The organism is Roseateles sp. GW821-FHT09G09 (genome assembly GCF_059415965.1).
This window is the reverse complement of the sequence record NZ_JBWKOG010000001.1, coordinates 332,340-355,647: the sequence shown is the minus strand read 5'-3', so window position 1 is coordinate 355,647 and position 23,308 is coordinate 332,340. Positions and strand designations below refer to the sequence as shown.

Here is a 23,308-nt window from a genome sequence, read left to right as displayed (position 1 = left end):
CCCTCCTGCACGGTTCGATGCTCTTTCCGGGATCTGCTCTGCGGTCAATACCCCTCGCGCATGACCCCCTTGAGGTGGTCGATCAGCAGGCGCACCCCCTGCGGGGTGTGGCTGCTCCACGGGTGGATCGCGTAGATCGCATCGCCGAAGAAACCGACCGCGCGCCAGTCCGGCAGGACCTCGACCAGCCGGCCTTCCCGCAACGCGTCCCGCGCGCTGAAGTCCGGCAGCAGCGCAATGCCGAGCCCCGAGAGCGCGCCGTCCCGCAGCACCTCGCTGTTGCTCGCGCGGAAGTGGCCCTGCACCGGCACACGGATGCGCTCGGGCGCCGCGTCGCCCACGCTCCGCTCGAAGAACCACTGCGCCGGCCCCGGCCGCAGGTAAGGCAGGCAGCGGTGCTGCGCCAGTTCCGCCGGATGCTGCGGAACGCCGGCCCGCGCCAGATAGTCCGGGCTCGCCGTGAGCAACGCGCGTGAGCCGCAGAGCCTGAACGCCACATGCGTCTCCGGCGGCGCGCTCGTGTGCCGGATCGCCAGGTCGAAGCCCTCCTGCGCCAGCGGCACCAGCCGGTCCGACAGATCGAGCTCGATCCGGAGTTCCGGATAACGCTCGAAGAACGCCGGCAGCGCCGGGGCCACGTGTTGCCTGCCGAGCGCCACGGGCGCCGTCACACGCAGCAGGCCGCGCGGCGCGCTGGCGGCCTCGCGCGCTTCGCTCAGACTGCGGCTCAGGAGGGCGAGTCCGGGCTCCGCCTGCTCCACGAGCCGCGATCCCGCCTCGCTCAGGCGCACGGAGCGTGTCGTGCGCTGCACCAGTTGCTGGTCGAGGTGGCGTTCCAGCTCCGCCACCCGCTGGCTGATCGCCGCCTTGGACAGACCCAGCCGCTGCGCCGCCTTGGTGAAGCTCCCGAGACGCGCCACCGCGATCAGCGCCTGCAGCTGAGACCACAACAGCTCATCGCGTGCGTCGCCCCGAAGGACCGGGGAGTCCGCGACTTCTTGCGGAGCCGCAGGCGGGGGCTCAACAGGCGGCCCGCTCTTCAAGGGCAATGGGGAAAGGGAACGGGAGGGGGCGGGGGCGGGGGCGGGGGAACGACGGGCCATGATTGTTCAGTCTATCGAACAATGTGATCGGCGATCTGGGCTAGGCAGGCGAGGGGGTGGTGCCTAGACTCATTGCCAAACGAACAGGGTCCGCGCAGCAGCGAGGACCCCCATCAGCAGGAGACCGCCGTGACCTCGTCCGCCAATGCCCCCGCCGCCTTCACCGACAGCGCCGACATCACCCACTTCATCGCCGGCGAGCGGGTGCCGGCCACGTCGGGCCGCAGTCAGGCGGTCTTCAATCCCGCCACCGGGCAGGTCGCACGTCAGTTGCAGCTGGGCAGCGCGGCCGACGTCGACACCGCCGTCGCCGCCGCGCAGGCCGCTTTCCCCGCCTGGGCGGACGCGCCGCCGCTGCGCCGTGCGCGCGTGATGTCCAAGTTCCTGGAGCTGCTGAACCAGCATCGCGACCGCCTCGCCGCGATGATCACCGCCGAGCACGGCAAGGTCTTCACCGACGCGCAGGGCGAAGTCAGCCGCGGCATCGACGTCGTCGAATTCGCCTGCGGCGTGCCGCAGCTGCTCAAGGGCGACTACACCGAGCAGGTCTCCACCGGCATCGACAACTGGACCACGCGCCAGGCGCTGGGCGTCGTCGCCGGCATCACGCCGTTCAACTTCCCGTTCATGGTGCCGATGTGGATGGCGCCGCTCGCCGTCGCCACCGGCAACGCCTTCATCCTCAAGCCCAGCGAGCGCGACCCGTCGCCCAGCCTGGCCATCGCCGAGCTCTTCAAGCAGGCCGGCCTGCCGGACGGCATCTTCCAGGTCGTGCAAGGCGACAAGCAGGTCGTCGACGCCCTGCTGCACCACCCCGATGTGCGGGCATTGAGCTTCGTCGGCTCCACGCCGATCGCGCAGTACATCTACGAGACCGGCGCCCGCCACGGCAAGCGCGTGCAGGCGCTCGGAGGCGCGAAGAACCACATGGTCGTGATGCCCGACGCCGACATCGACCAGGCCGTCGACGCGCTGATCGGCGCGGCTTACGGCTCGGCGGGCGAGCGCTGCATGGCGATCTCGGTGGCCGTGCTGGTCGGCGACGTCGCCGACCGGATCGTGCCGCTGCTCGCCGAGCGCGCGAAGGCGCTCAAGATCAAGAACGGCATGGCGCTCGATGCCGAGATGGGTCCCATCGTCACGCGCGAGGCGCGCGACCGCATCGAGGGCTACATCGCCCACGGCGTCGAGGAAGGCGCGACGCTCGTGGTCGACGGCCGCGGTCATCGCGTCGACGGATTGCCCGACGGCTTCTTCACCGGCGGCACCTTGTTCGACCACGTGCGGCCGACGATGCGCATCTACAAGGAAGAGATCTTCGGCCCGGTGCTGGCGTGCGTGCGGGTCAAGGACTTCGGCGAAGCGCTGGACCTCGTCAACGCGCACGAGTTCGGCAACGGCGTCGCCTGCTTCACCAGCGATGGCAACGTCGCCCGCGAGTTCGCGCGCCGCGTGCAGGTCGGCATGGTCGGCATCAACGTGCCGATCCCCGTGCCCATGGCGTGGCACGGTTTCGGTGGTTGGAAGAAGAGCCTCTTCGGCGACATGCATGCCTACGGCGAAGAGGGGGTCCGCTTCTACACGAAGCAGAAGAGCGTCATGCAGCGCTGGCCCGCCAGCATCGCCAAGGGCGCTGAGTTCGTGATGCCCACCAGCAAGTGAACTGCCACGGCCGCTGGCCCTCACCCCCACCCTCTCCCGCAAGCGGGAGAGGGAGTCCGACCGACTCACTTCCTGCGCTACTTCCGCTCGCGCGAGGCACCCTTCTTACTCCCTCTCCCGCTTGCGGGAGAGGGCAGGGGTGAGGGCCAGCGGCCGTCGCAGCCCGCCGATCGGCTAACCTTGCCGGATGTTTCCGCATGGTGTCCCTGCTTCCGATCCGACTTCCGCCGGCGCCCTCGACGGCGTGCCGCTGAGCGAGCTGCTTGAACGCGCGCGTCTCGCGCAGCAGCAGGCACGGCTGGACGACGGCGTCGCGCTGGCCGACGCGATCTGGGATCGCGCCGACGCCGAGGGCTTCATCAACGAGCAGGCCGAGGCCGGCAAGCTGCGCAGCTTCTTCCGGCTGCGCATGGGCGACCTGCCCGGCATGCTCGATGTCGGCGAACGCGCGCTCCGCCTGATGCGTCCCCTGGGTGCCAGCCCCGCGATGTGCGAGCTGCTGCGCTGGATGAGCCTGGCGGCTTGCGAGCTCGGCGCGTATGAGCAAGGCCTGGCCTGCGCGCACGAGGCGCTCAAGCTCGCCGGCGAGCTCGGCGATGTCCGGCTGCACGCGGTCGCGCTGAACGGCCTCGGCGCCTGCTTCGAGCGCATGGGCGACCCGTGGCAGGCCGAGCGCCTGATGAGCGAGGCCGCGGGCCTGCTCCGCACCGACGCCACGCCGTTCGAACGCGTGGTCACGCTGACCAACCTGTGCACGGTCGCGATCGGCGCGCACCACCTGCAGCGCGACGGCGCCGCGCCGGAACAGGCGACGCGCACGCTTGAACGCGCGCTGGAGCTCGCCCGCGAAGCGCGCCCGCATTCGCTGCAGCTCGGCGACCGCTACGGCATCGCGCTGACCGCCTCCAACTTCGGCGAGGTGCTGCTGCTCATGGGCCGCCTCGACGAGGCCGAACCGCTGCTCATCGAGGCCCGCGACGAATCCGAACGCGCCGGCTTCCGGCTGCTGGACTGGCGCCTGCGCTGCATGCTGGCGGAACTGCAGCTCGCGCGCGGCCAGGCCACCGCCGCCTGGCAACAGCTGGAGGCGCTCCGTGCGGCGACCGAGCACCTCGCGACCGCCGGCGAGTCGGCGGCCCGGGTGCCTCCGGCGCCCCACGCCGTGCCCTTGTTCCTGCGCGTGCGTCTGCACCAGGCCAGCTACCGCGCCGCGAAGGCGCTCGCGCTGCTCGGACCGTCGCTGTTCCACCTCGAGCAGGCGCGGACCCTCGAGCGTCGTCGCGCGGTGTCGCAACTGATGGCGCAATCGCAGTACTTCGTCTCGCGCATGGAGGCCGAATTCGCCGCCGATCCGGCGAGCGTCGCCGCGCGCGATGCCGCCGAGTTCAAGGATCCGCTGACAGGCCTGGGCAACCGGCGCTGCCTGGAGGCCCGCCTGCCGCCGCTGCTGCGGGCGGCGGAGCAGGAGGCGCGTCCGCTGACGGTCGCCCTGATCGATGCCGACGGCTTGCGCAACATCAACGAGCGCCACGGCCACGAGATCGGCGACCGTGTCCTGCAGGAACTCGCGGACCTGTTGCGGGAGAACACGCGCGGTTCCGATCTGCTGCTGCGCTGGAGCGGCGAGGAGTTCCTCGTCGTCTTCCCCGACACCATCGCGGACCGCGGTTTCGAGGTCTGCGAGCGCATCCGCGCCAGCGTCTCGGTGCACCCGTGGAACGAGCTCGCACCCGGCCTGGACGTCACGCTCAGCATGGGCCTGGCGAGCGCGCCCCCGTACGCGACCGACCTCCTCATCGCGCGCGCCAACGCCGCCGTCGAGCGCGCCAAGCACCTGGGTCGCAACCGCGTCGCCCTGGCCTGACCGGACGCCTCACCGAGGGCAACGACTTCCACTGGGGCCGGAATGGGGCTTGGGGTTCGCGGACGCGAGGCCCCATGCCCCGTGGAGCGCCCGCGCCTGGCGATTCGAACGAAGCCCGGCCTGAAGACCGCACAAGGGGACAGGTTTTGCCTCAACCCGTCGCACGACTGTTTCTACAATGAGAACAGTTCTCATCTGGCAGGTAACTCCCAGCCGATGAGCCTCCCGCCAGCCTGATCCTCCGCTCCCTCGCGCCCGGCAACGCTGTTGCCCGCGTCGCGCGACCCTGGGGCCGATCCCGCAAGCCTCCGTCCTCCACCTCCCTCCCCGGGGCTGGTGCGCTTGCGCGCGCCGGTAGCGGGCTTGCGCCTGCTCGATGCTGTTCTTTCCCATGTCACGCTCTTCCCGAACCCCTGTCGCGGCCGCTGTCGCGTTTCTCCTGTCCGCCGGAGCCGCCGGTGCCGCCGTGGCCCAGTCGATGCCGGTGCCCCCACACGACGCCGAAGTGCCGGACGCCGGGACGGCCGAAGCCGCCGCCGAATCTGCTGCTGGAGCCGCCGGCGAGGCCGCGACCCGCGCCGACCGCCGTCGTGCGCTCGACCGCGTGACCATCAGCGCCGCGCGCAAGAAGCTCGAAGGCGCGAGCACCCGCCTGCCGCTGACCGCCCGCGAGACGCCGCAGTCCATGAGCAGCATCGACGCCAGCCGCCTCGAGAACGAGACGCTGATCAGCATCAACGACGTGATGCAGAACATCACCGGCGTGAACGTGTCGTTCTACGACACGCAGCGTCCGCTGTACTTCGCGCGCGGTTTCCAGATCACCGACTTCCAGATCGATGGCATCCCCACCTACAGCGGCGGCACGCAGCAGGAGTACGACACGGTCTTCTACTCGCGCATCGACGTCGTGCGCGGCGCCAACGGCCTGACCACCGGCGCCGGCCTTCCGTCGGCGACGGTCAACATGGTCCGCAAACGGCCGGAGAAGGCCTTCTCCGCCTACGGCGGACTGGTGATGGGCACGGACGATTTCCATCGCGTCGAGGCCGACCTCAACACGCCGCTCACGCGCGACGGGCGTGTGCGGGCGCGCCTGATCGCCTCCGCGCAGGAGCGGGACGGCTTCCGCGACCGCCACAGCGAAACCAAGACCGCCTTCATGGCCACCGTCGAGGCCGACCTGACGGCCAGCACCACGCTGACCCTCGGCTACCAGGACCAGAACAACGTGCCCCGGGGCCCGATCTGGGGCACGATCCCGCGCTTCGCGTCCGACGGGTCGCTGGCCGACCTGCCGCGCGAGACCAGCTTCTCGCCGCCCTGGACGCGCTGGTCGCGCCAGAACGGCACCTTCTACGCGCAGCTCGAGCAGAAGCTCGGCGACGACTGGACGCTCAAGGCCATCGCCAACCACAGCGAGGGCAACACCTTCAGCCTGCGCACCTACGCCAGCGGTTATCCGGATCCGACGACCGGCGCGGGCCTCAAGCTGCTCGCCGCCGTCGGCAAGAGCTGGGAGAAGCGCGACAGCCTCGACCTCTACGCCTCGGGCACGCTGGACCTGGTCGGGCGCAAGCATGACCTGGTGATCGGCGCCAACGCCGTGAAGACGACGACGACCACGCCGACGCTGACCTCGGTCGCCTCGTGGAGCTACAACATCCCCGACATCCGCAACTGGGACGGCAACGCGCCGGCGCCGACCTTCAGCGCCACCGGCGCGAAGCGCGTCGCGGAGACCGAACAGGGCGGTGTCTTCGCGATGGGGCGCTGGAAGGTGCTGGAGCCGCTGTCGCTGATCACCGGCGCGCGGCTGAGCTACTGGAAGACCGGCACCGACGCCTTCAACACCGCCGGCAACTTCACGGCCCGGACCGGTGCGTACAAGGTGACCGACGAGGTGTCGCCGTACGTCGGCGTCGTCTACGACATCAACGACGCCGTCTCGCTGTACGCGAGCTACACCGACCTGTTCAAGCCGCAGAACTACAAGGACAAGAACGACAACCTGCTCTCGCCGGTCCGCGGCAGCAACACCGAGTTCGGCCTCAAGGGCGAGTTCCTCGACAAGCGGCTGGCCGTGTCGGCCGCGGTGTTCGAGGCCAAGCAGGACAACTATGCGGTGCGCGATTCGTCGGTGCCAGAGGGCACGCTGCCCGACGGCGGCTCCGCGTACATCGGCGTCAACGGGACGAAGACCAAGGGCTTCGAGCTCGACGTCGCCGGCCAGCTCGCGCCCGGCTGGACCGTGAACGCGGGCTACGCCAACACGCGCATTACCCGCAACGCGCTGGACCTGATCTACGCGAACCTGCCGCGCCACACGGTGCAGCTCAGCACCAGTTACCGCCTGCGCGGCGCGTGGGAGCGGCTCACCGTCGGCGCCGGGGTCAACGCCCAGAGCAGTGTCGCGGGCTACGGCATCCCGCATCCGACGCTGGGCACGGTGACCGTCACGCAGGGCAGCTACGTGCTGCTGAACCTGCACACCAACTACCAGTTGAACGACCACTTCAGCCTCGGCCTGTCGGTCCGCAACGCGCTCGACAAGACCTACTGGGCCAACCTCGACTATCCCAACTACGGGGATCCGCGCAGCGTGATGCTGAGCGTGCGCGGGCGGTTCTGAGTTCAGTGGGCCGGCCTGGTCGCCGGCTCGATCTCCACCGCCTGCACGACGTTGCGGCCCTGGCCCTTCGCGAGGTACAGCGCCTGATCGGCGCGCTTGAGCACCTCGGCGGCGCTGGCGTCCTCGCGCGCGGATTCCGCGATGCCGAAGCTCGCCGTCAGGGGCCAGGTCTGGCCCTCCCAGGTGAACGGATGCTCCGCCAGCAGCGTCCGCATCCGTTCCGCCACCAGCGCGGCGCCGGCGATGCCGGTGTCGGGCAGCAGCACGCAGAACTCCTCGCCGCCCAGGCGCGCGAAGCGGTCCACCTCGCGCAGACAGGGCCGCAGCAGCGCGACCAAGGACTTCAAGGCTGCGTCGCCCGCCGCGTGGCCGAGCGTGTCATTCAGGCGCTTGAACCGGTCCATGTCCAGCAGCACCAGCGCGTAGCCGTGACCGCGCATCTGGCGGGCGTGTTCGAGGTCCACGGCCTCGGACAAGGCGCGGCGGTTCAACACGTCGGTCAGCGGGTCGCGCTCGGTCAGCCGGCGGATCTCCAGCACCAGCTTCATCAGCAGCAGGAAGGCGATCCAGCCGTTGATCAGCAGCGCGAGCACCAGCGAGGCCAACAGCCAGGCGAGGTTGAAGGCGCTGGCGAAATCGATGTCCTCGGTGCGGCCCGGCGCGAGCGCCACCTCCAGCGGCCGCGAGAGCAGCAGCAGACCCACGATCACCAGCGGCGAGGCCAGCAGCAGCGCCGCGCGCATGTGAAGGCCCCGCGCCCGCATCAGGCGCCAGGCGTCGACGGCCGCCAGCAGCGCCAGCACGCACATCATGCCGAAGAGGACCAGCTTGTGCGTCAACATCATCGGTCCTGCGGTGAAGCGCGCGGTGAAGATGCCGGCGCCCACGATCATCAGCAGGGTGGCGCGCCACGGCGCCGGCCGGTCGCCGATCAGCGGCACCGTGATCCGGATGAGGCCGAAGGCCACCACCGACAGGAAGTCCGACCAGCTGCCGTCCATCCGCGGCGCCAGCACGAACGCCTCATGCAGCAGGAAGGACGCGCCGAGCGCCCCGTTCGCGCCCGCGACGCTCGCACAGGCCCAGGGCGATTCGCGCAGGCCGACGGCCATCATCAGCCACACCGTGGCGGCGACGCCGAACAGCACCACCAGCGCGGCGATCAGCGAGACCGGATCGGCGAACGGCAGCATCAGGCGAACTCCGCCTCGCCCGCGGCGGGCAGCACGCGGTTGCGTCCGTGGGCCTTGGCCGCGTACATCGCCGCATCGGCCCGCGACAGCGCGCCGTGGCCGTTGATGTCGCCCGATCGCATCGTCGCCACGCCGAAGCTGGCGCTGATCGGCCAGAGCTTGTCGCCCCAGGCCAGCGGCTGCTTCTGCAGCAGCTCCCGCAGCCGCTCGGCGACGAGCATCGCGCCGTCGAGGTCGGTGTCGGGCAGCAGCACCGCGAACTCCTCGCCGCCGAGGCGGCCGAAGCAGTCCGCGTCGCGCAGCGCCGCGCCGAGCACGGCCGACAGGTGCCGCAGCGCGGCGTCACCGCCGGCATGCCCCAGTTCGTCGTTGATGCGCTTGAAGTGGTCGACGTCCAGCATCAGCACGGCGTTGTGGCGGCCGCGATCGGTCCGGGCCTGCATGCGGGCCAGGTGTTCCTCCAGCGCGCGGCGGTTGAGCAGGCCGGTCAAGGCGTCGCGACGCATCAGGTGGCGCACCCGCGCGATCAGGCGCTGGATGACGAGCGCGATCAGCCCGGTGGCCATGGTCACGTCCACGACCAGGATGAGCATGACCAGCGGCGCGTTGACGCCGGGCCCCGCCAGGACGTACGCCGGCGGCAGCCAGCCGAACAGGGTGAAAGTGCGCCAGAAGCAGATGGTGGCGAATGCGCCGAAGGGCAGGACCAGGACGCTGGTGAGCGCGAGGCGGAAGCCTGCGCCGGCGGCGACGTCGCGCGCGGCCATCAGCGCCAGCACGCCGACCATGAAGTTGGAGAAGGCGCGCGCCCGGCCGGGATCCGGATCGCCCGCCGTGCAGGCGACGGCGACGAAGCCGAGCAGCACGATGGCGATGATGTCGCGGGCGTTGTCGCGATCCCGCGTGAGGGCGCGGGCGCCCGCGGTGAGGAAGCCGGCGGCGACGAGGTCCAGCGGCAACCCGACCAGCCGCTCCAGCGAGTCCGGCAGCGCGGGCCACCAGCTGAGCGCGAGCAGGCCGTGATGGGCGGAGATCCGCCGCGCCGCGCGCGGCGCGATGCGCAAGACCTCGCCCAGCGCGAGCCAGACGACACACGCGACGGCGTCGATCACGGCGATCACCATCAGCAGCGTGGCGGCGTCGAGCGGCGGCATGCGGACCATCATCGCAAAGGGATGTCGCGCGCACAATCGCGCCCATGACGAATGGTGTCCCTGACTCCGAGGGGCTGATCGCCCCGGCGCGCCGGGCGGTTCGCGCCGCTGGGCGACGGTTGTCGATATTCAGCGGCGCTCAGTGACGTTCAGCGACGTTCAGCGACGCTCCACCAGGATCGGCGTCAGCGCCATCGAGGTGCGGACGCGGTCCGCGGCGGCGCGCGCGTCCTCGCGACTGGCGAACGGACCCGCCTGCAGCCGGTGCAGGTTCTTGTCCTTGAAGATCGTCAGCATCGGCGCGAGTTCTTCCATGCCGCGCGTGAAGCGTTCGCGCAGCTGCTCGGCGCCTTCCATCCGGGAGAACGCGCCGAACTGCAGCCAGTAGCCCTGCGCGGCGGCGATCTGCAACGCGGGCACCGGTGCCTGCGGATCGGTGGCGGCGATCGCGCCGGCGGTGGCGGTCGCCATCGCATCGGCCTTGGATTGCCCCGACGGCGGCAGGTCGCTGCCGGGCGGCAGGGCGGTGATGGGGATCGGCGTCATGCCCGCGTCGGGCAGCGGCACTTGCGCCGACACTTGCACCGGCACTTGCACCGGCACTTGCGCCGGCACCGGCGTGACCGGCGGACGCAGCTGTGCGGTGGTCGTCAGGTCGGGCGCGCCGCTGGGCGTGGCGGCCGCGTAGACGGGCGTGTCGGGGGCGACCTTCGGATCGGGCGACAAGGTGTCGCGGTCGCGCGTCCAGGCGCCGGTGCGGATGTCCTCGTAGGTGATGCGCTCGATCTCCACCGGCGCGACGCCGTTGAGCACGTCCAGCTTGAGCGCGGCGGTGTAGCTCAGGTCGATGACGCGGCCCTTGTGGAACGGCCCGCGGTCGTTGATGCGCACGATGATCTCGCGGCCGTTCCTCGGGTTGCGCACGCGCGCGTAGCTCGGGATGGGGATGGTCGCGTGCGCGGCCGTCATCGCGTACATGTTGTAGATCTCGCCGCTGGATGTCGGCTTGCCGTGGAACTTGCGGCCGTACCAGGACGCGAGGCCCTTCTGCACCAGCGGCTTGTCCTCGGCGATCGGCTCGTAGCGTTCGCCCAGCACTTCATAGGGCTTGTTGGGACCGCCCTTGCGGATGGATTCCAGCTTGGGCACCGCGTCGGGCACCTTCTTGAGGTCGGGGGGGATGACGGCGTCGGGGCCGTCCCGGTCGGGCCAGGAGGAGACCTTGGGACCGCCGGGAGCGGGGCGGGAGGGAGTGGGACCGCGGCTGGCGCAGGCGGCCAGGATCAGGGCACACGTCAGGACGGCCAGGCGTTGACCGGCGGGGCGGGCTTCAAACATGGCCGCAACCCTAGCAATGCGGCGCGGATTTGCCAAGGTTATGCTGCGCGCACCCTTCTTCCCTTTCATGATCGTTTCGATCGTTACGTCCGCACCGTCATGAGCAACTACCTCTTCCCCCCAGCGCCGCAGGCCTCCGTGGCCGTGCGCGGCACCGACGCGCGCTACGCCGTCAGCCGCATCTTCTGCGTGGGTCGCAACTACGCCGCCCACGCCCGCGAGATGGGCAGCGATCCGGATCGCGAGCCGCCGTTCTACTTCACCAAGCCGGCCAGCGCGCTGGCGCCGTCGGGCGGCACCATCCCCTACGCGCCGGGCACGAAGAACCTGCACTATGAGATGGAGCTGGTCGTGGCGATCGGCAAGCCGGTGTTCAAGGCCACGCCCGAGCAGGCCGGCGACGCGGTCTGGGGCTACGCCGCCGGACTGGACATGACGCGCCGCGATCTGCAGAACGAGGCCAAGGCCATCGGCCGGCCCTGGGACCTGGGCAAGGGCTTCGAGCACTCGGCGGTCATCACCGAGCTGGTGCCGCGTGCCGAGCAGGGGGACCTGACGAAGGGCGCGATCACGTTGTCGGTGAACGGCGTGGAGAAGCAGCGCGGCGACCTGTCGGACATGATCTGGAGCGTTCCGGAGCTGGTCGCCAACCTGTCGCAGTTCTATCACCTGGAGCCGGGCGACCTGATCTACACGGGCACGCCCGAAGGGGTCGGTCCGGTGAAGCCGGGCGACCAGATCGTCGGCGTGATCGAGGGCTTCGGCGAGCTGACGATCACGATCGGCGAGGCCGAGTAATCCAGCGCAACGAGCGCCAGGCAGAGAGCCGAGACGATGTTCGACCACAACGAGACCCTGGACGAGGCCCGCGCGCGCAACATCCGCGATGCGCTGTTCGAGGACATCGGCGTCAGCGACTGGACCGCGCGGCTGGTGCCGGCGGGCCGGCGCGTGACGGCGCATGTCCGCGTGCGCGAGGCGGCGGTGCTGTGCGGCCGCGATTGGTTCGAGGGCGTGTTCCTGGCGCTGGACGGGTCGTCGCGGATCGAGTGGTCCTATGAAGAGGGCGCCGACATGGCGCCCGACACGGTGGTCTGCCGCATCGAGGCCGAAGGCCGGTCGCTGCTGTCGGCCGAGCGGCCGGCGCTGAACTTCCTGCAGCTGCTGTCGGGCACGGCGACGACGACGCGCGCGCATGCGCGGGCGATCGAAGGCGCCAGCCCGAACCCGCGCGGCTGCGTGGTGCTGGATACGCGCAAGACGCTGCCCGGCCTGCGGCTGGCGCAGAAGTACGCGGTGCGCGTCGGCGGCGGGGCGAATCAACGCCTGGCGCTGTACGACGGGATCCTGATCAAGGAGAACCACATCGCCGCGGCCGGCGGCGTCACGCAGGCGCTGCAGCAGGCGCAGGCGCTGGACGCCGGCGTGTCCATCCAGGTCGAGGTCGAGACGATCGAGCAGCTGCGCGAAGCCCTGAAGGCCGGCGCGGTCAGCGTGCTGCTGGACAACTTCAGCGAGCCGATGATGCGCGAGGCGGTGGCGATCGCCGGGGGTCAGGCCTTGCTGGAGGTGTCCGGCGGCGTGGCCATCGACCAGCTGCGCTGGATCGCGGCAACAGGCGTCGACCGCATCTCGGTCGGACGCCTGACCAAGGACGCGAAGGCGGTTGACTACTCGATGCGGGTCGACGGCTGACGCTGACTTCAGCCCTTGTTCGAGCGCGGGCTGTGGATGTTTGGGGTCCAACTTGAGTCGGTCGAGTTCACGTCCAACTTGGGCATGTCCCGTGTCCTCCGCCAACTCTTCAAGGACAGCGCCGGCAAGGGATCTCGCAACCGGCCCGACTTCATCGCATTGCCCAACAGCAGCGTTGGCCTGTACGCCAAGCCGTCTTGGGACAAAGAACACGAGGTGAATGGTGTCGGGCAAGTGGTGGTTGTCGAGCTGAAGACCACGGACATCGCCATCGGCGGCAAGGATGTCGATCAGGCCTGGAAGTACATCAAGGAACTCATGGGGCGCGGATACGTGCGCGTCGGTACTCGAGTAGATGCCTACGTTCTGGGCAATGAGATCGAATCCTGTGAGGCGATGGTGGCGAAGAGGGGCGACTCCATCAGCATCGTGCCGATGTTGTACGAGACGCTGCTCACGCGCGCAGAGACGCGGATGCTGGGCCTTCACCGGCATCTCCGCCATGCGCCGTTCATGCTTGCGGCTTGACTGAACGCCACATTGGTCGGGCACCTTGCCAGTGCCCGCCACACCAAGCTTGTGCGCAACGGTGGTGCGCGGGTGCCGTTCTGGCTTGCATACAAGACAGATGAGCCCGGGAAGGCAAGGGGGGACCCGCGCTGGCACGGAAGCTGCAAAGCCCCGTGCATGGGCATCACCGCCACCGACATCAGCCAGCGCATCATCGATGCCGTGCTCGCGCAGAAGCTGGCGCCGGGCACGCGACTCGGCGAGCAGCAGCTGGCGCTGCTCTTCGACTGCAGCCGCACCATCGTCCGTGAGGCACTGACCCGTCTCGCGGCGCGCGGCATCGTGACCGTCAGCGCGCGGCGCGGTTGGTATCTCATCGCCCCCTCGCGCGATGAAGCCCGTGAAGCCTTCGAGGCGCGGCGCGTCATCGAGCTCGGCCTGCTGCGCGGTCGGCGACCGCTCGACAAGCCCGCGCTGACGCGCCTGAAGAAGCACATCGCGCAGGAGAAGGCCGCGCTGCGCGGCGACGACGTCGGCGCGCGCAGCTTCCTGCTCGGCGACTTCCACGTCTGTCTCGCCGAGTGCCTCGGCAACAGCCTGCTCGCCGACACGCTGCGCGACTACACCGCGCGCACCACGCTGATCGCGATGCTCTACCAGTCGTCGCACGACGCCGCGCAGTCCTGCCAGGAGCACGTGGCCATCGTGGCCGCGCTCGAGCAGGGCGACGCCGTCCGCGCCGAGGCGCTGATGGCCGAGCACCTCGCCAGCGTGCAGGCCGGTCTGCAGCTGGAGACGCACACCGACGACCCGTTGCATCACCTGCGCCAGGCGCTCACGCCGATGGCATCGAGTGCCGCCGCGTCGGCGTCCTCCGTCGCGTCCACCACCACGCCGTCCACCACCCCGTCCATCACGACTTCCCCCGCCGCGCCGGCGCGCCGCTCGCGCGCCCGCTCGGTGGCCGCGAACGCCACCGATTCCGACCCCGCCCCCTACCTAGGAGCCTTGTTATGAGCCACGCCGTCCGCCCCTCCGTTCGCACGCTCGTGCCGCGCCGCCTGCTGCTGGCCGCCGGCCTCGGCCTCACCCTGGGCGTCATGTCGCTGGGCGTGCAGGCGCAGACCGCGCTGGACACCATCACCAAGTCCAAGACCATCAAGATCGCGATCCCGACCGACTACCCGCCCTACGGCTTCGTCGGACCCGACATGAAGCCGCAAGGCCTGGACGTCGCGATGGCCGAGCTGATCGCGGCCAAGCTCGGCGTGAAGGTCGAACTGGTGCCGGTCACCAGCGCCAACCGCATCCCGTACCTGCAGACGAAGAAGGCCGACCTCGTCATCTCGACGCTGGGCAAGAATCCGGAGCGCGAGAAGGTCATCGCCTTCAGCTCGGCCTACGCGCCCTTCTATCAAGCCGTCTTCGCGCCCAAGAGCCTGGCGATCAAGAGCTTCGCGGATCTCGCCGGCAAGACCGTCGCGGTGACGCGCGGCGCGATGGAAGACCAGGAGCTCGCCAAGGTCGCGCCGTCGACGCTGGAGTTCAAGCGCTTCGAGGACAACAACGCGACCATCGCCGCGATCGCCGCCGGCCAGACGCAGGTGGTCGCCACCAGCGCCGCCGTCGCCGGCAACCTGATGCAACGCCAGCCCGGCCTGAACATCGAATACAAGCTGCTCCTCAAGGACAGCCCGTGCTTCATCGGCGTGGCCAAGGGCGAGGACGCCTTGCTCGCGAAGGTCAACGCGATCGTCGCCGCGGCCAAGCAGGGCGGTGAACTCGAAGCGCTCTCCAAGAAGTGGCTGGGTCGCGGCGCGGGCGAGCTGCCGCTCTGAGCGGCGACCTCACTGCACCTCGGCATTGATCGCGCCCAGCAGGCACTCCGGGAGCCGCCCATGATCGAGTTCGACTTCGGCGCCGTCCTCGCCGAATGGCCGCTGCTGCTGCGCGGCCTCGCGTGGACGGTCGGCCTCACGGTGATCGCCGTGCCGCTCGGCCTGCTGATCGCGACGCTGGGCGCGTGGGCGCGCGCCTGCGGCTCGACCGCGCTGCGGCGCGGTGTCGGCGTCTACGTCGAGCTGCTGCGCAACACGCCCTTCATCGTGCAGCTGTTCTTCGTGTTCTTCGGCCTGCCGGTCCTGGGCGTGAAGCTGTCGCCGGAGGTGGCCTCGCTGATCGCGATGACGCTGAACCTCGGCGCCTACGGCACCGAGATCCTGCGCGCCGGCATCCAGGCCGCGCCCAAGGGCCAGTGGGAGGCGGCGCAAAGCCTGGCCCTCGGCCCGACGCAGGTCTTCACGCGCGTGATCCTGCCGCCGGCCTTCAAGCGCGTGTGGCCGGCGATGACCAGCCAGATCGTCATCGTGATGCTCGGCACCGCCGTGTGCGGCCAGATCTCCACGGAGGAGTTGAGCTACGCCGCCAACCTCATCCACAGCCGCAACTTCCGCGCCTTCGAGGCGACCTTCGTCGCGTTGGCGATCTACCTGGCGCTGTCGCTGATCACGCGGCGATTCCTGCTCTGGGCCGGACCGAAATGGTTCTTCGGGGGTGGGAGGCATCCATGATCGAGTTCACCCTCTGGGACATCCTGCGCAACCTGGCGCTCGCCTTGCGCTGGACGGTGGCGCTGTCGCTGATCGCCTTCATCGGCGGCGGGCTGGTCGGCGGCACGCTGCTCTGCCTGCGCATCGGCCTGGGGGCCAAGACGCAGCGCGTGATCGGCGCCTACGTCGCGATTTTCCAGGGCACGCCCTTGCTGATGCAGCTGTTCCTCGCCTACTTCGGCGTGTCGCTGCTGGGCATCGACGTGTCGGCGTGGACGGCGGCGTCGCTGGCGCTCACGCTCTACACCAGCGCCTACCTGGTCGAGATCTGGCGCGGTTGCGTCGAGGCCGTGCCGCGCGGCCAGTGGGAAGCCGCGCGCAGCCTGGCGATGAGCTTCGGCGAGCAGCTGCGCCACGTGATCCTGCCGCAGGCCGCGCGGCTGGCGATCGCGCCCACGGTCGGTTTCCTGGTGCAGGTCATCAAGGGCACGGCGCTGGCCTCGGTGATCGGCTTCGTGGAGCTGACCAAGGCCGGCGGCATGATCGCCAACGCGAGCTTCAAGCCCTTCCTGGTCTTCGGCTGCGTGGCGCTGTTCTATTTCGTGCTGTGCTTCCCTGTGAGCCTGGCCGCCCAACACCTGGAAAGGAAGCAGCATGGCCGCACTGCCTGACAAGGCGATCGATCACGTGATCGACGCCCCGATCGACGACGGACTGCCGCCGCCGACGATGCCCGTTCCGGGGGTGCCCATCGTGCGCATCACCGCGCTGCGCAAGTCCTACGGCACGAACGAGGTGCTCAAGGGCATCGACCTCGACGTGATGCGCGGCGAGGTGATCGCGCTGATCGGCAAGAGCGGTTCCGGCAAGAGCACGCTGCTGCGTTGCATCAACGGGTTGGAGCAGTTCCAGGACGGCTCGCTGCGCGTGGCCGACAAGCCGCTGTTGCACGACAGCGCGATGGCGATGCGCGCGCTGCGGCAGCAGGTCGGAATGATCTTCCAGAGCTTCAACCTGTTCCCGCACCTGAGCGTCGGGCGCAACGTGATGCTCGCGCCGACGCTGGTGAAGCGGCGCTCCGACAAGGACGCCGCCGAGCAGGCCCGGGCGCTGCTGGCGCGGGTGGGGCTGGCGGAGAAGTTCGACGCGATGCCCGATCAGCTGTCCGGCGGTCAGCAGCAGCGCGTGGCGATTGCGCGGGCGCTGGCGATGGAGCCGCAGGTGCTGCTGTGCGACGAGATCACGTCGGCGCTGGATCCGGAGCTGGTGGGCGAGGTGCTGCGTGTCGTCGAGTCGCTGGCTGACGAGGGCATGACGCTGCTGATGGTCACGCATGAGATGAACTTCGCGCGCAAGGTGGCGGATCGGGTGATCTTCATGCACCAGGGGCGCGTGCATGAGATCGGCACGCCGGCCGATGTGTTCGGCTCGCCGAGGACGCCGGAGTTGAAGCAGTTCCTGAAGTCGCTCGATGACTGATGGCAGGCGCCGAGACGCGGCCTAGACTCGGGCGTACGCCGAGGAGCCCCGCCATGCCCGACCGCCGCTCGATCCTCCGATCCACGCTTGCGCTGACGTCCGGTGCGTTGAGTGCGATCGCGATGACCTCCGCCGACGCTGCGGCATCATCCGCAAAGGCCAGCGCTGCCGACAGCAATCCTGTACGCGACGCCGAAATCGCCTTCGCTGCCACGATGGCCAAGCGGGACTTCAAGGCCTTCGCCGAATTTGTCGCCGAAGACGCCGTCTTCATCGACGGCAAGCAGCCGCTGCGCGGCCGGGCCGCGGTGCTGGCGCACTGGAAGCGTTTCTTCGACGGCGCCGAAGCACCGTTCTCCTGGGCGCCCGATCTCGTCGAGGTGCTGCCCGACGGCAAGCTCGGCTACTCCACCGGCCCGGTGATCGTGAAGGACAAGCTGGTCGCGCGTTTCGCCTCGACGTGGCGGCTCGACGCCGACGGCCGCTGGCGCGTCGTCTTCGACAACGGCAGCGAGGTCTGCGACTGCAAGCCGTCGCGTTAGCATCACTCCCCACGGAAGCGGCGTGTCGACCGCGAGCCGTGACAGGGAGTCACCCATGAGAGTCGGATACGGAGCGCGCCGCCTGGCGGGGACCTTGCTGGCCGCCTGCGCGTTGATTGCAGGGACCGCTTATGCCGAGGGCTTCGAGGGCTTGAAGCGGGGCGATCTCGCGCCGGAACGCTTGGGTCGCACCTTGGACGGTGAGGACTTGAACCTCGCCAGGCACCGTGGCCAGATCGTCGTCGTCACCTTCTGGGCGACCTGGTGCCCGTACTGCCTGAAGGAGCTGCCGCAGCTCGAAAGCCTGCAGGGCGTTGCCAAGGAGCGGCTGCGGGTGATCGCGGTGAACACCGAGGACAAGAAGGTCTTCCGCCGAGTGGCCGGGCTCATGAAGGACTTCAAGCTCCAGCTCGTCAGCGATGCGGACAAGTCCGCGCAGAAGGCTTACGGTGTGAACGCGCTGCCGCACCTGTTCATCATCGATCGCGACGGCCGCATCGCCGCGATGCACCGCGGCTACGGCGAGGACTCGCTGGATCGGATCCTGGAAGAGATCAACGCGCAGCTCGCGAAGCCGGTGCAGCCGTCGGCGGAGGGCGGAGCGGGCACGTCCGGACCGTCCGCGCCTTGAGCCGCGCGACAGACCTGCGGCGGCGAACGCCGTCGGCCCTTGGCGTATCGATGGCGCTCGCCCTCCTGCCGTCGGTCGGCACCGCCACCGAAAGCCGTTGCTTTGGAACCGTGGCCAGCGGGCGTATCACCGACAGCGTCCGCCTTCCGGTGAGTGGCCCGAACTTCGCGGCGTACAGCACGATCGCCGCCGGGGCGGGTCGGACCTATGTGCACTCGTCGGTTGCACGCATCGTCGAGCGCAGCTACCGGTCGATGGAAACATCACTGCCCGGCAATGTCTTTGTCTACGGCGAAACGGGCCTCGCCGAAGGTGGCCGCTTCAAGCCGCATCGCACCCATCAGAACGGCACCTCGGTCGATTTCTTCGTTCCCGTGAGAGACGGCAAGGGGCGTTCGGTGCCGCTGCCAACGCCCATCACGCAGCGTTTCGGTTACGACATCGAGTTCGACAAGGATGCCCGTCACGACGAATACCGCATCGATTTCGAGGCGATGGCGGAACACCTCTACCAGCTCGACGCTGCCGCCAAGGAGGAGGGAGCGGGCATCGCGCTGGTCATCTTCGACCGTTCCTATCTGCGGAGACTCTTTGCCACGAAGCGCGGCCCGCGGCTTGAGAAGCACCTCAAGTTCATGCAGGGCAAACCGTGGGTGCGTCACGACGAGCATTACCACGTGGACTTCGCGATCCGCTGCGCAGCGATGCGGCCGGTTGCGCGCTCCTGAGTCGCGGGCGTCAGCCCGCTCTGCTCACGCGAACCAGTCGTCGTCCGGCAGCTGCTCGAACACCCGCTTCAAGCCGCCGCCCCAGCCCTGGCTGATCGTCTTGAAGTAGGGATCGTCCTTCGTGATCCGGTGGGGCTCGGCCGGTGCGAAGCTGTCGGTCTTGTAGAGCAGCATGTCGATCGGCAGGCCAACCGACAGGTTGCTGCGGATCGTCGAGTCGAACGAGATCAGCGCGCACTTCGTCGCCTCGGCCAGCGAGCTGTCGAAGTCGATGACGCGGTCGATGATCGGCTTGCCGTACTTGGACTCGCCGATCTGCACGTAGGGCGTGTCTTCCGTCGCCTCGATGAAGTTGCCCTGCGGATAGACGTGGAAGACGCGCGGCGCCTCGCCCCGGATCTGCCCGCCGACGATGAAGTTGGCGCCGAAGTCCACGCCCTGGTTCAACTGGCCGACACCGTCGCTGTCGCGCGCCACGACTTCCTTCAGCGTCTTGCCCACCAGCTCCGCCACGTCGTACATCGAGGTCAGGCTCATCAGATGCCGGCCGTCGACGATGGCGCGCTGGCGCAGCAGGCTCACCACGCTCTGCGTGGTCGCCAGATTGCCGGCCGTGAGCAGGGTGATGAGGCGCTCGCCGGGCTGCTCGAACAGGTTCATCTTGCGGAACGTGGCGATGTGATCCACGCCCGCATTCGTCCGCGAATCGGACGCGAACAGCAGGCCGGCACGCAGCCGCATGGCAACACAGTAAGTCATGGAGCGGAAGGTTAGCGCATCAGGCTGGCAGCGCGCCGTCGTGGTGCACGCTCATTGCTGGCCGGTCGTGCCGGGTTTCACATGCACCTCGGCCCGCATCGTCTCCATCCCGCCGCCCGTGCGCACGCCGCGCACCGGACACGCATCCAGATAGTCCGCCCCCGTGGCCAGCTTCACGTAACGCCCGTCGGCCAGGCACTGGTTGCTGATGTCGTACCCCAGCCAGCCGCCCGCCATGCCGTGCGCGGCGGCGGAGCCGGCATCGGCCGCGGGCAGACGCACCTCCGCCCAGGCGTGACTGGCCACATGCTCGAAGTCCGTGGCCAGGTAACCCGAGACGTAACGCGCCGGCAGCCTCAGCAGCCGCGCGCAGCACACGAAGACCTGGGCGTGGTCCTGGCAGACGCCGTGGCCCGTCCGGAAGGCCTCCGCCGCCGGCGTCGCGGCGTCGGTGTAGCCGCGCACGTAGGGCATGCGCTCGCCGATGGCCGCCATCAGCGCGAGCAGCGCGCCATGCGCATCGGCCTTCGCCGCCTCCGCGAAGCCGCTGGCGAACTGCCGCAGCGCATCGTCCGCCCGGGTCAGGGGGCTGTCGCGCAGGAACAGCGGGGAGGGCAGGTCCTCCTCGGGGTCCGGCGTGGGCGGTGCGTCGTCGGTGTCCACCTCGCCGATCGCGCGCAGGACGATGTCGCGCCGCGGGCCGTCCAGGCTCAGCACGTGCATCGTGTTGCCGAACGCGTCCTTGCAGGCGCTGGCCGGCGACGGCAGCTCCAGCTGCCAGTGCAGGACGCGCAGGCCGCGCGCGGGCCGCGGTGTCAGCCGCAGGTACTGCGTGCTGCGCGCCACCGGTGAGTCGTAGGCGTAGACGGTCTCGTGCGAAATGTGCAGATGCATGGCGCTGTCCCTGGTTTCACTGCGCCTCGAAATAGGCCTGCTGGATGTCGCGGCCGAGCCGCGCCGAGTCCTGCAGGAAACCCGTCAACCACGGGTGCAGCCCCTGGTCGAGGATCTCGTCCACCGCACCATACTCCAGGCGCAGGGCCAGGCGACCGGCGCTCTGCTTGACATTGCGGCCCGCGTCCTCGGCGCCTTCGCGCGCCTCGATCTGCGGCAGCACCGCGCGGATCTCGTCGCAGCACGCGCGCAACGAGCGCGGCACGTCCGGTCGCAGGATCAGCAGCTCGGTCACGCGGCGGCCGTTCAGGCTGTCGCGATAGGCCGCGTGGTACGCCTCGAAGGCCGACAGCGAGCGCAGCAGCGCGTTCCATGCGTAGAAGTCCGGCGCGCTTTCGCTCGGCGCGTCGACCGGCGCGAGCGTGTCCACCGCCGGGGCGATCAGCTGCGACTTCACGTCCAGCAGCCGCGCGGTGTTGTCCGCGCGTTCGACGAAGGTGCCCAGCCGGATGAAGCAGTACGCGTCGTTGCGCTGCAGCGTGCCGTAGGTCGCGCCGCGGAACAGGTGGGACCGCTCCTTCACCCAGTCGAAGAAGGACGAGGGCTCGGCCACGCCCTTGCGCGCGAGCTCGCGGGCTTCCAGCCAGCTGGTGTTGATGGCTTCCCACATCTCGGCGGTGATCTGGCCGCGCACGGCATGCGCGTTCTCGCGCGCCTGCCGGATGCAGGACAGCACCGAGGCCGGGTTCTCCAGGTCGATCCCCATGAAACGGAAGAGCTGCGCGGCGCTCAGTTGCGGGTGCCGCGCCTGGTAGGCCTCGAGCGTGCCGGTCACGGCGAGCGGCGCGGCGAGTTCCGTCGCGGCGCCGCGCGACTGCGGGAGCAGCGACAGCGAGTGCGTGACGTCGAGCATGCGCACCAGGTTCTCGGCGCGCTCCATGTATCGGCTCATCCAGTAGAGCTGTGCGGCGGTACGGCTGAGCATGGGCTTAGTTCTCCAGGATCCAGGTGTCCTTGGTGCCGCCACCCTGGGACGAATTGACGACCAGCGAGCCGGCCTTCAGCGCCACGCGCGTCAGGCCGCCGGCGACCATGTTGACCTCGCGCCCCGAGAGGACGAAGGGCCTCAGGTCGATGTGGCGCGGCGCGATGCCGCGCTCGACGAAGGTGGGGCAGCTCGACAGGCACAGCGTCGGCTGCGCGATGTAGTTCGACGGATCCGCCTTGACGCGTTCCTTGAAGTCCGCGACCTCGGCCGCCGTCGAGGCCGGCCCGACCAGCATCCCGTAGCCGCCCGCGCCATGGACCTCCTTCACCACCAGCTCCGCCATGTTGGCCAGCACGTGGTCCAGGTCCTGGGCCTTGCGGCACTGCCAGGTCGGCACGTTGTGCAGGATGGGCTCCTCGCCGAGGTAGAAGCGGACCATGTCCGGCACGTACGGATAGATGGACTTGTCGTCCGCGACGCCGGTGCCGACTGCGTTCGCCAGCACCACATGCCCCTGCTTGTAGACCGACAGCAGCCCCGGCACGCCCAGCATCGAATCGGACCGGAAGGCCAGCGGGTCGAGGAAGGCGTCGTCGATGCGGCGGTAGATGACGTCGACGCGCTTGGGTCCGACGGTGGTCCGCATGAACACGAAGCCGTCCTTGACGAACAGGTCCTGGCCCTCGACCAGCTCCACGCCCATCTGCTGGGCGAGGAAGGCGTGCTCGAAGTAGGCCGAGTTGAACGGTCCCGGCGTCAGCACCACGACGGTCGGGTTGTCCGCCAGGCTGGCCTGGCGCAGCGTGTTCAGCAGCAGCGCCGGGTAGTGCGCGACCGGCGCGATCGGGTACTTCGCGAACAGCTCCGGGAAGAGCCGCATCATCATCTTGCGGTTCTCCAGCATGTAGCTGACGCCGGAGGGCACGCGCAGGTTGTCCTCCAGCACGTAATAACCACCGTCGGAATGGCGGATCAGGTCCACGCCGGTGATGTGCGCATAGACGCCCAGCGGCAGGTCCAGCCCCTGCATCGCCGGCTGGTACTGCGCGTTGGCGAAGACCTGCTCGGCGGGGATCAGGCCGGCCTTCACGATCTCGTGATCGTGGTAGATGTCCCACAGGAAACGGTTGAGCGCGGTGACGCGCTGGCGCAGGCCGCGTTCCAGCATCCGCCAGTCGTCGGCGGGGACGATGCGGGGGACGGTGTCGAAGGGGATCAGGCGTTCCGCGCCGGCCTCGTCGCCATAGACGGCGAAGGTGATGCCGACCTTGTGGAACAGCAGGTCGGCTTCGGCCCGCTTCTTGGCGAGGGCGTCGGGGGTCTGGGCGTGCAGCCAGTCCGCGAAGTCCTGGTAACTGGGCCGGATCGCGCCGCTTTGCAGCAGCATCTCGTCATAGTGGCCAGGGGCCGGAAGGGTCAGCGCATGCATGAGGTCTCCAGGGACGGACCGCCTCCGGGTGGCGGTCGGAAGGGGCCGGTTGCAAGCGCCGTGCCCACCCCCGTCCGGCGGACGGGCCGACAAGACCGCCAGCTTGATCGCTTTTGGTGCGCCTGCACAGCCCGCCCCGCGACGGTGCCCGGACAGGG

The 23,308-nt window shown here is 69.4% G+C and carries 22 protein-coding genes; 14 read left to right on the top strand and 8 right to left on the bottom strand.

Annotated features, from left to right (window positions below; translation table 11 throughout):
* Window positions 1-44 precede the first annotated feature (44 nt).
* Window positions 45-950, bottom strand: coding sequence for a LysR family transcriptional regulator (locus AC07O8_RS01580; RefSeq protein WP_495046376.1), 906 nt, complete (start codon window positions 948-950; stop codon window positions 45-47).
* Window positions 951-1,232: 282 nt separating this feature from the next.
* Here AC07O8_RS01580 and AC07O8_RS01575 point away from each other — a divergent pair, with 282 nt between their 5' ends.
* The 3 genes from AC07O8_RS01575 to AC07O8_RS01565 all read left to right on the top strand — a co-directional run bounded on the left by AC07O8_RS01575 (window position 1,233) and on the right by AC07O8_RS01565 (window position 7,261).
* Window positions 1,233-2,765 (top strand): CoA-acylating methylmalonate-semialdehyde dehydrogenase, encoded by a 1,533-nt coding sequence (locus AC07O8_RS01575; protein ID WP_495046375.1) that lies wholly within the window; start codon window positions 1,233-1,235, stop codon window positions 2,763-2,765.
* A gap of 187 nt (window positions 2,766-2,952) precedes the next feature.
* Window positions 2,953-4,629 carry a diguanylate cyclase domain-containing protein gene (locus AC07O8_RS01570; protein ID WP_495046374.1) on the top strand — a complete coding sequence of 559 codons (1,677 nt, stop codon included), beginning with the start codon at window positions 2,953-2,955 and terminating at the stop codon, window positions 4,627-4,629.
* Window positions 4,630-5,095: 466 nt separating this feature from the next.
* On the top strand, window positions 5,096-7,261 hold the full coding sequence (locus tag AC07O8_RS01565) for a TonB-dependent siderophore receptor (protein WP_495046373.1): 2,166 nt from the start codon (window positions 5,096-5,098) through the stop codon (window positions 7,259-7,261).
* A gap of 2 nt (window positions 7,262-7,263) precedes the next feature.
* Here the strand turns inward: AC07O8_RS01565 and AC07O8_RS01560 are convergent, their stop codons facing one another.
* From AC07O8_RS01560 to AC07O8_RS01550, 3 genes are all read right to left on the bottom strand, one after another.
* Window positions 7,264-8,454 carry a GGDEF domain-containing protein gene (locus AC07O8_RS01560; protein WP_495046372.1) on the bottom strand — a complete coding sequence of 397 codons (1,191 nt, stop codon included), beginning with the start codon at window positions 8,452-8,454 and terminating at the stop codon, window positions 7,264-7,266.
* Window positions 8,454-9,608, bottom strand: coding sequence for a GGDEF domain-containing protein (locus tag AC07O8_RS01555; RefSeq protein WP_495046371.1), 1,155 nt, complete (start codon window positions 9,606-9,608; stop codon window positions 8,454-8,456). The genes AC07O8_RS01560 and AC07O8_RS01555 overlap by 1 nt, the downstream gene beginning before the upstream one ends.
* A gap of 159 nt (window positions 9,609-9,767) precedes the next feature.
* Entirely contained in the window at window positions 9,768-10,946 is a 1,179-nt protein-coding gene (locus AC07O8_RS01550) for a septal ring lytic transglycosylase RlpA family protein (RefSeq protein WP_495046370.1), read from the bottom strand.
* 99 nt (window positions 10,947-11,045) lie between these two features.
* Here AC07O8_RS01550 and AC07O8_RS01545 point away from each other — a divergent pair, with 99 nt between their 5' ends.
* The 11 genes from AC07O8_RS01545 (at window position 11,046) to AC07O8_RS01495 (ending at window position 19,080) form a co-directional block, all read left to right on the top strand.
* Window positions 11,046-11,744, top strand: a complete 699-nt coding sequence (locus AC07O8_RS01545) for a fumarylacetoacetate hydrolase family protein (protein WP_495046369.1) — start codon at window positions 11,046-11,048, stop codon at window positions 11,742-11,744.
* A gap of 36 nt (window positions 11,745-11,780) precedes the next feature.
* Complete coding sequence (gene nadC, locus AC07O8_RS01540; RefSeq protein WP_495046368.1) at window positions 11,781-12,641, top strand: carboxylating nicotinate-nucleotide diphosphorylase; 861 nt, start codon at window positions 11,781-11,783, stop codon at window positions 12,639-12,641.
* An 84-nt stretch (window positions 12,642-12,725) separates the two neighbouring features.
* The gene (locus tag AC07O8_RS01535; RefSeq protein WP_495046367.1) at window positions 12,726-13,169 is read left to right on the top strand and encodes a hypothetical protein; all 444 of its coding nucleotides are present in this window, start codon (window positions 12,726-12,728) and stop codon (window positions 13,167-13,169) included.
* Between the two features lie 159 nt (window positions 13,170-13,328).
* A complete protein-coding gene (locus AC07O8_RS01530; protein ID WP_495046366.1) occupies window positions 13,329-14,168 on the top strand; it encodes a GntR family transcriptional regulator in 840 nt (279 codons plus the stop codon).
* The gene (locus AC07O8_RS01525) at window positions 14,165-14,989 is read left to right on the top strand and encodes a transporter substrate-binding domain-containing protein (protein ID WP_495046365.1); all 825 of its coding nucleotides are present in this window, start codon (window positions 14,165-14,167) and stop codon (window positions 14,987-14,989) included. The genes AC07O8_RS01530 and AC07O8_RS01525 overlap by 4 nt, the downstream gene beginning before the upstream one ends.
* A gap of 60 nt (window positions 14,990-15,049) precedes the next feature.
* Complete coding sequence (locus AC07O8_RS01520; RefSeq protein WP_495046364.1) at window positions 15,050-15,721, top strand: amino acid ABC transporter permease; 672 nt, start codon at window positions 15,050-15,052, stop codon at window positions 15,719-15,721.
* Window positions 15,718-16,371: an amino acid ABC transporter permease gene (locus AC07O8_RS01515; RefSeq protein WP_495046363.1), complete on the top strand. Its 654-nt coding sequence runs from the start codon at window positions 15,718-15,720 to the stop codon at window positions 16,369-16,371. The genes AC07O8_RS01520 and AC07O8_RS01515 overlap by 4 nt, the downstream gene beginning before the upstream one ends.
* A 58-nt stretch (window positions 16,372-16,429) precedes the next feature.
* Complete coding sequence (locus AC07O8_RS01510; protein ID WP_495046956.1) at window positions 16,430-17,179, top strand: amino acid ABC transporter ATP-binding protein; 750 nt, start codon at window positions 16,430-16,432, stop codon at window positions 17,177-17,179.
* A gap of 53 nt (window positions 17,180-17,232) precedes the next feature.
* Window positions 17,233-17,721: a YybH family protein gene (locus AC07O8_RS01505; RefSeq protein WP_495046362.1), complete on the top strand. Its 489-nt coding sequence runs from the start codon at window positions 17,233-17,235 to the stop codon at window positions 17,719-17,721.
* A gap of 55 nt (window positions 17,722-17,776) precedes the next feature.
* The gene (locus tag AC07O8_RS01500; protein ID WP_495046361.1) at window positions 17,777-18,352 is read left to right on the top strand and encodes a TlpA family protein disulfide reductase; all 576 of its coding nucleotides are present in this window, start codon (window positions 17,777-17,779) and stop codon (window positions 18,350-18,352) included.
* A 50-nt stretch (window positions 18,353-18,402) separates the two neighbouring features.
* Window positions 18,403-19,080: a penicillin-insensitive murein endopeptidase gene (locus AC07O8_RS01495; protein WP_495046360.1), complete on the top strand. Its 678-nt coding sequence runs from the start codon at window positions 18,403-18,405 to the stop codon at window positions 19,078-19,080.
* A gap of 24 nt (window positions 19,081-19,104) precedes the next feature.
* Here the strand turns inward: AC07O8_RS01495 and AC07O8_RS01490 are convergent, their stop codons facing one another.
* From AC07O8_RS01490 to AC07O8_RS01475, 4 genes are read right to left on the bottom strand one after another with little or no spacing between them, the layout of a single operon-like run.
* The gene (locus AC07O8_RS01490) at window positions 19,105-19,839 is read right to left on the bottom strand and encodes a proteasome-type protease (RefSeq protein WP_495046359.1); all 735 of its coding nucleotides are present in this window, start codon (window positions 19,837-19,839) and stop codon (window positions 19,105-19,107) included.
* Window positions 19,840-19,890: 51 nt separating this feature from the next.
* Window positions 19,891-20,733 carry a transglutaminase family protein gene (locus tag AC07O8_RS01485; RefSeq protein ID WP_495046358.1) on the bottom strand — a complete coding sequence of 281 codons (843 nt, stop codon included), beginning with the start codon at window positions 20,731-20,733 and terminating at the stop codon, window positions 19,891-19,893.
* Window positions 20,734-20,749: 16 nt separating this feature from the next.
* Window positions 20,750-21,718, bottom strand: coding sequence for an alpha-E domain-containing protein (locus AC07O8_RS01480; RefSeq protein ID WP_377158654.1), 969 nt, complete (start codon window positions 21,716-21,718; stop codon window positions 20,750-20,752).
* Window positions 21,719-21,722: 4 nt separating this feature from the next.
* Complete coding sequence (locus AC07O8_RS01475; RefSeq protein WP_495046357.1) at window positions 21,723-23,150, bottom strand: circularly permuted type 2 ATP-grasp protein; 1,428 nt, start codon at window positions 23,148-23,150, stop codon at window positions 21,723-21,725.
* Window positions 23,151-23,308 lie beyond the last annotated feature (158 nt).

Bases quoted from the DNA above. Each gene is read 5' to 3' on its own strand.
- AC07O8_RS01545 (WP_495046369.1), top strand. From the start codon at position 11,046: ATGAGCAACTACCTCTTCCCCCCAGCGCCGCAGGCCTCCGTGGCCGTG.
- AC07O8_RS01505 (WP_495046362.1), top strand. From the start codon at position 17,233: ATGCCCGACCGCCGCTCGATCCTCCGATCCACGCTTGCGCTGACGTCC.
- nadC (WP_495046368.1), top strand. From the start codon at position 11,781: ATGTTCGACCACAACGAGACCCTGGACGAGGCCCGCGCGCGCAACATC.
- AC07O8_RS01570 (WP_495046374.1), top strand. From the start codon at position 2,953: ATGTTTCCGCATGGTGTCCCTGCTTCCGATCCGACTTCCGCCGGCGCC.
- AC07O8_RS01555 (WP_495046371.1), bottom strand. From the start codon at position 9,608: ATGCCGCCGCTCGACGCCGCCACGCTGCTGATGGTGATCGCCGTGATC.
- AC07O8_RS01485 (WP_495046358.1), bottom strand. From the start codon at position 20,733: ATGCATCTGCACATTTCGCACGAGACCGTCTACGCCTACGACTCACCG.
- AC07O8_RS01480 (WP_377158654.1), bottom strand. From the start codon at position 21,718: ATGCTCAGCCGTACCGCCGCACAGCTCTACTGGATGAGCCGATACATG.
- AC07O8_RS01520 (WP_495046364.1), top strand. From the start codon at position 15,050: ATGATCGAGTTCGACTTCGGCGCCGTCCTCGCCGAATGGCCGCTGCTG.
- AC07O8_RS01535 (WP_495046367.1), top strand. From the start codon at position 12,726: ATGTCCCGTGTCCTCCGCCAACTCTTCAAGGACAGCGCCGGCAAGGGA.
- AC07O8_RS01500 (WP_495046361.1), top strand. From the start codon at position 17,777: ATGAGAGTCGGATACGGAGCGCGCCGCCTGGCGGGGACCTTGCTGGCC.
- AC07O8_RS01515 (WP_495046363.1), top strand. From the start codon at position 15,718: ATGATCGAGTTCACCCTCTGGGACATCCTGCGCAACCTGGCGCTCGCC.
- AC07O8_RS01560 (WP_495046372.1), bottom strand. From the start codon at position 8,454: ATGCTGCCGTTCGCCGATCCGGTCTCGCTGATCGCCGCGCTGGTGGTG.
- AC07O8_RS01530 (WP_495046366.1), top strand. From the start codon at position 13,329: ATGGGCATCACCGCCACCGACATCAGCCAGCGCATCATCGATGCCGTG.
- AC07O8_RS01525 (WP_495046365.1), top strand. From the start codon at position 14,165: ATGAGCCACGCCGTCCGCCCCTCCGTTCGCACGCTCGTGCCGCGCCGC.
- AC07O8_RS01490 (WP_495046359.1), bottom strand. From the start codon at position 19,839: ATGACTTACTGTGTTGCCATGCGGCTGCGTGCCGGCCTGCTGTTCGCG.
- AC07O8_RS01475 (WP_495046357.1), bottom strand. From the start codon at position 23,150: ATGCATGCGCTGACCCTTCCGGCCCCTGGCCACTATGACGAGATGCTG.
- AC07O8_RS01510 (WP_495046956.1), top strand. From the start codon at position 16,430: ATGCCCGTTCCGGGGGTGCCCATCGTGCGCATCACCGCGCTGCGCAAG.
- AC07O8_RS01495 (WP_495046360.1), top strand. From the start codon at position 18,403: ATGGCGCTCGCCCTCCTGCCGTCGGTCGGCACCGCCACCGAAAGCCGT.
- AC07O8_RS01550 (WP_495046370.1), bottom strand. From the start codon at position 10,946: ATGTTTGAAGCCCGCCCCGCCGGTCAACGCCTGGCCGTCCTGACGTGT.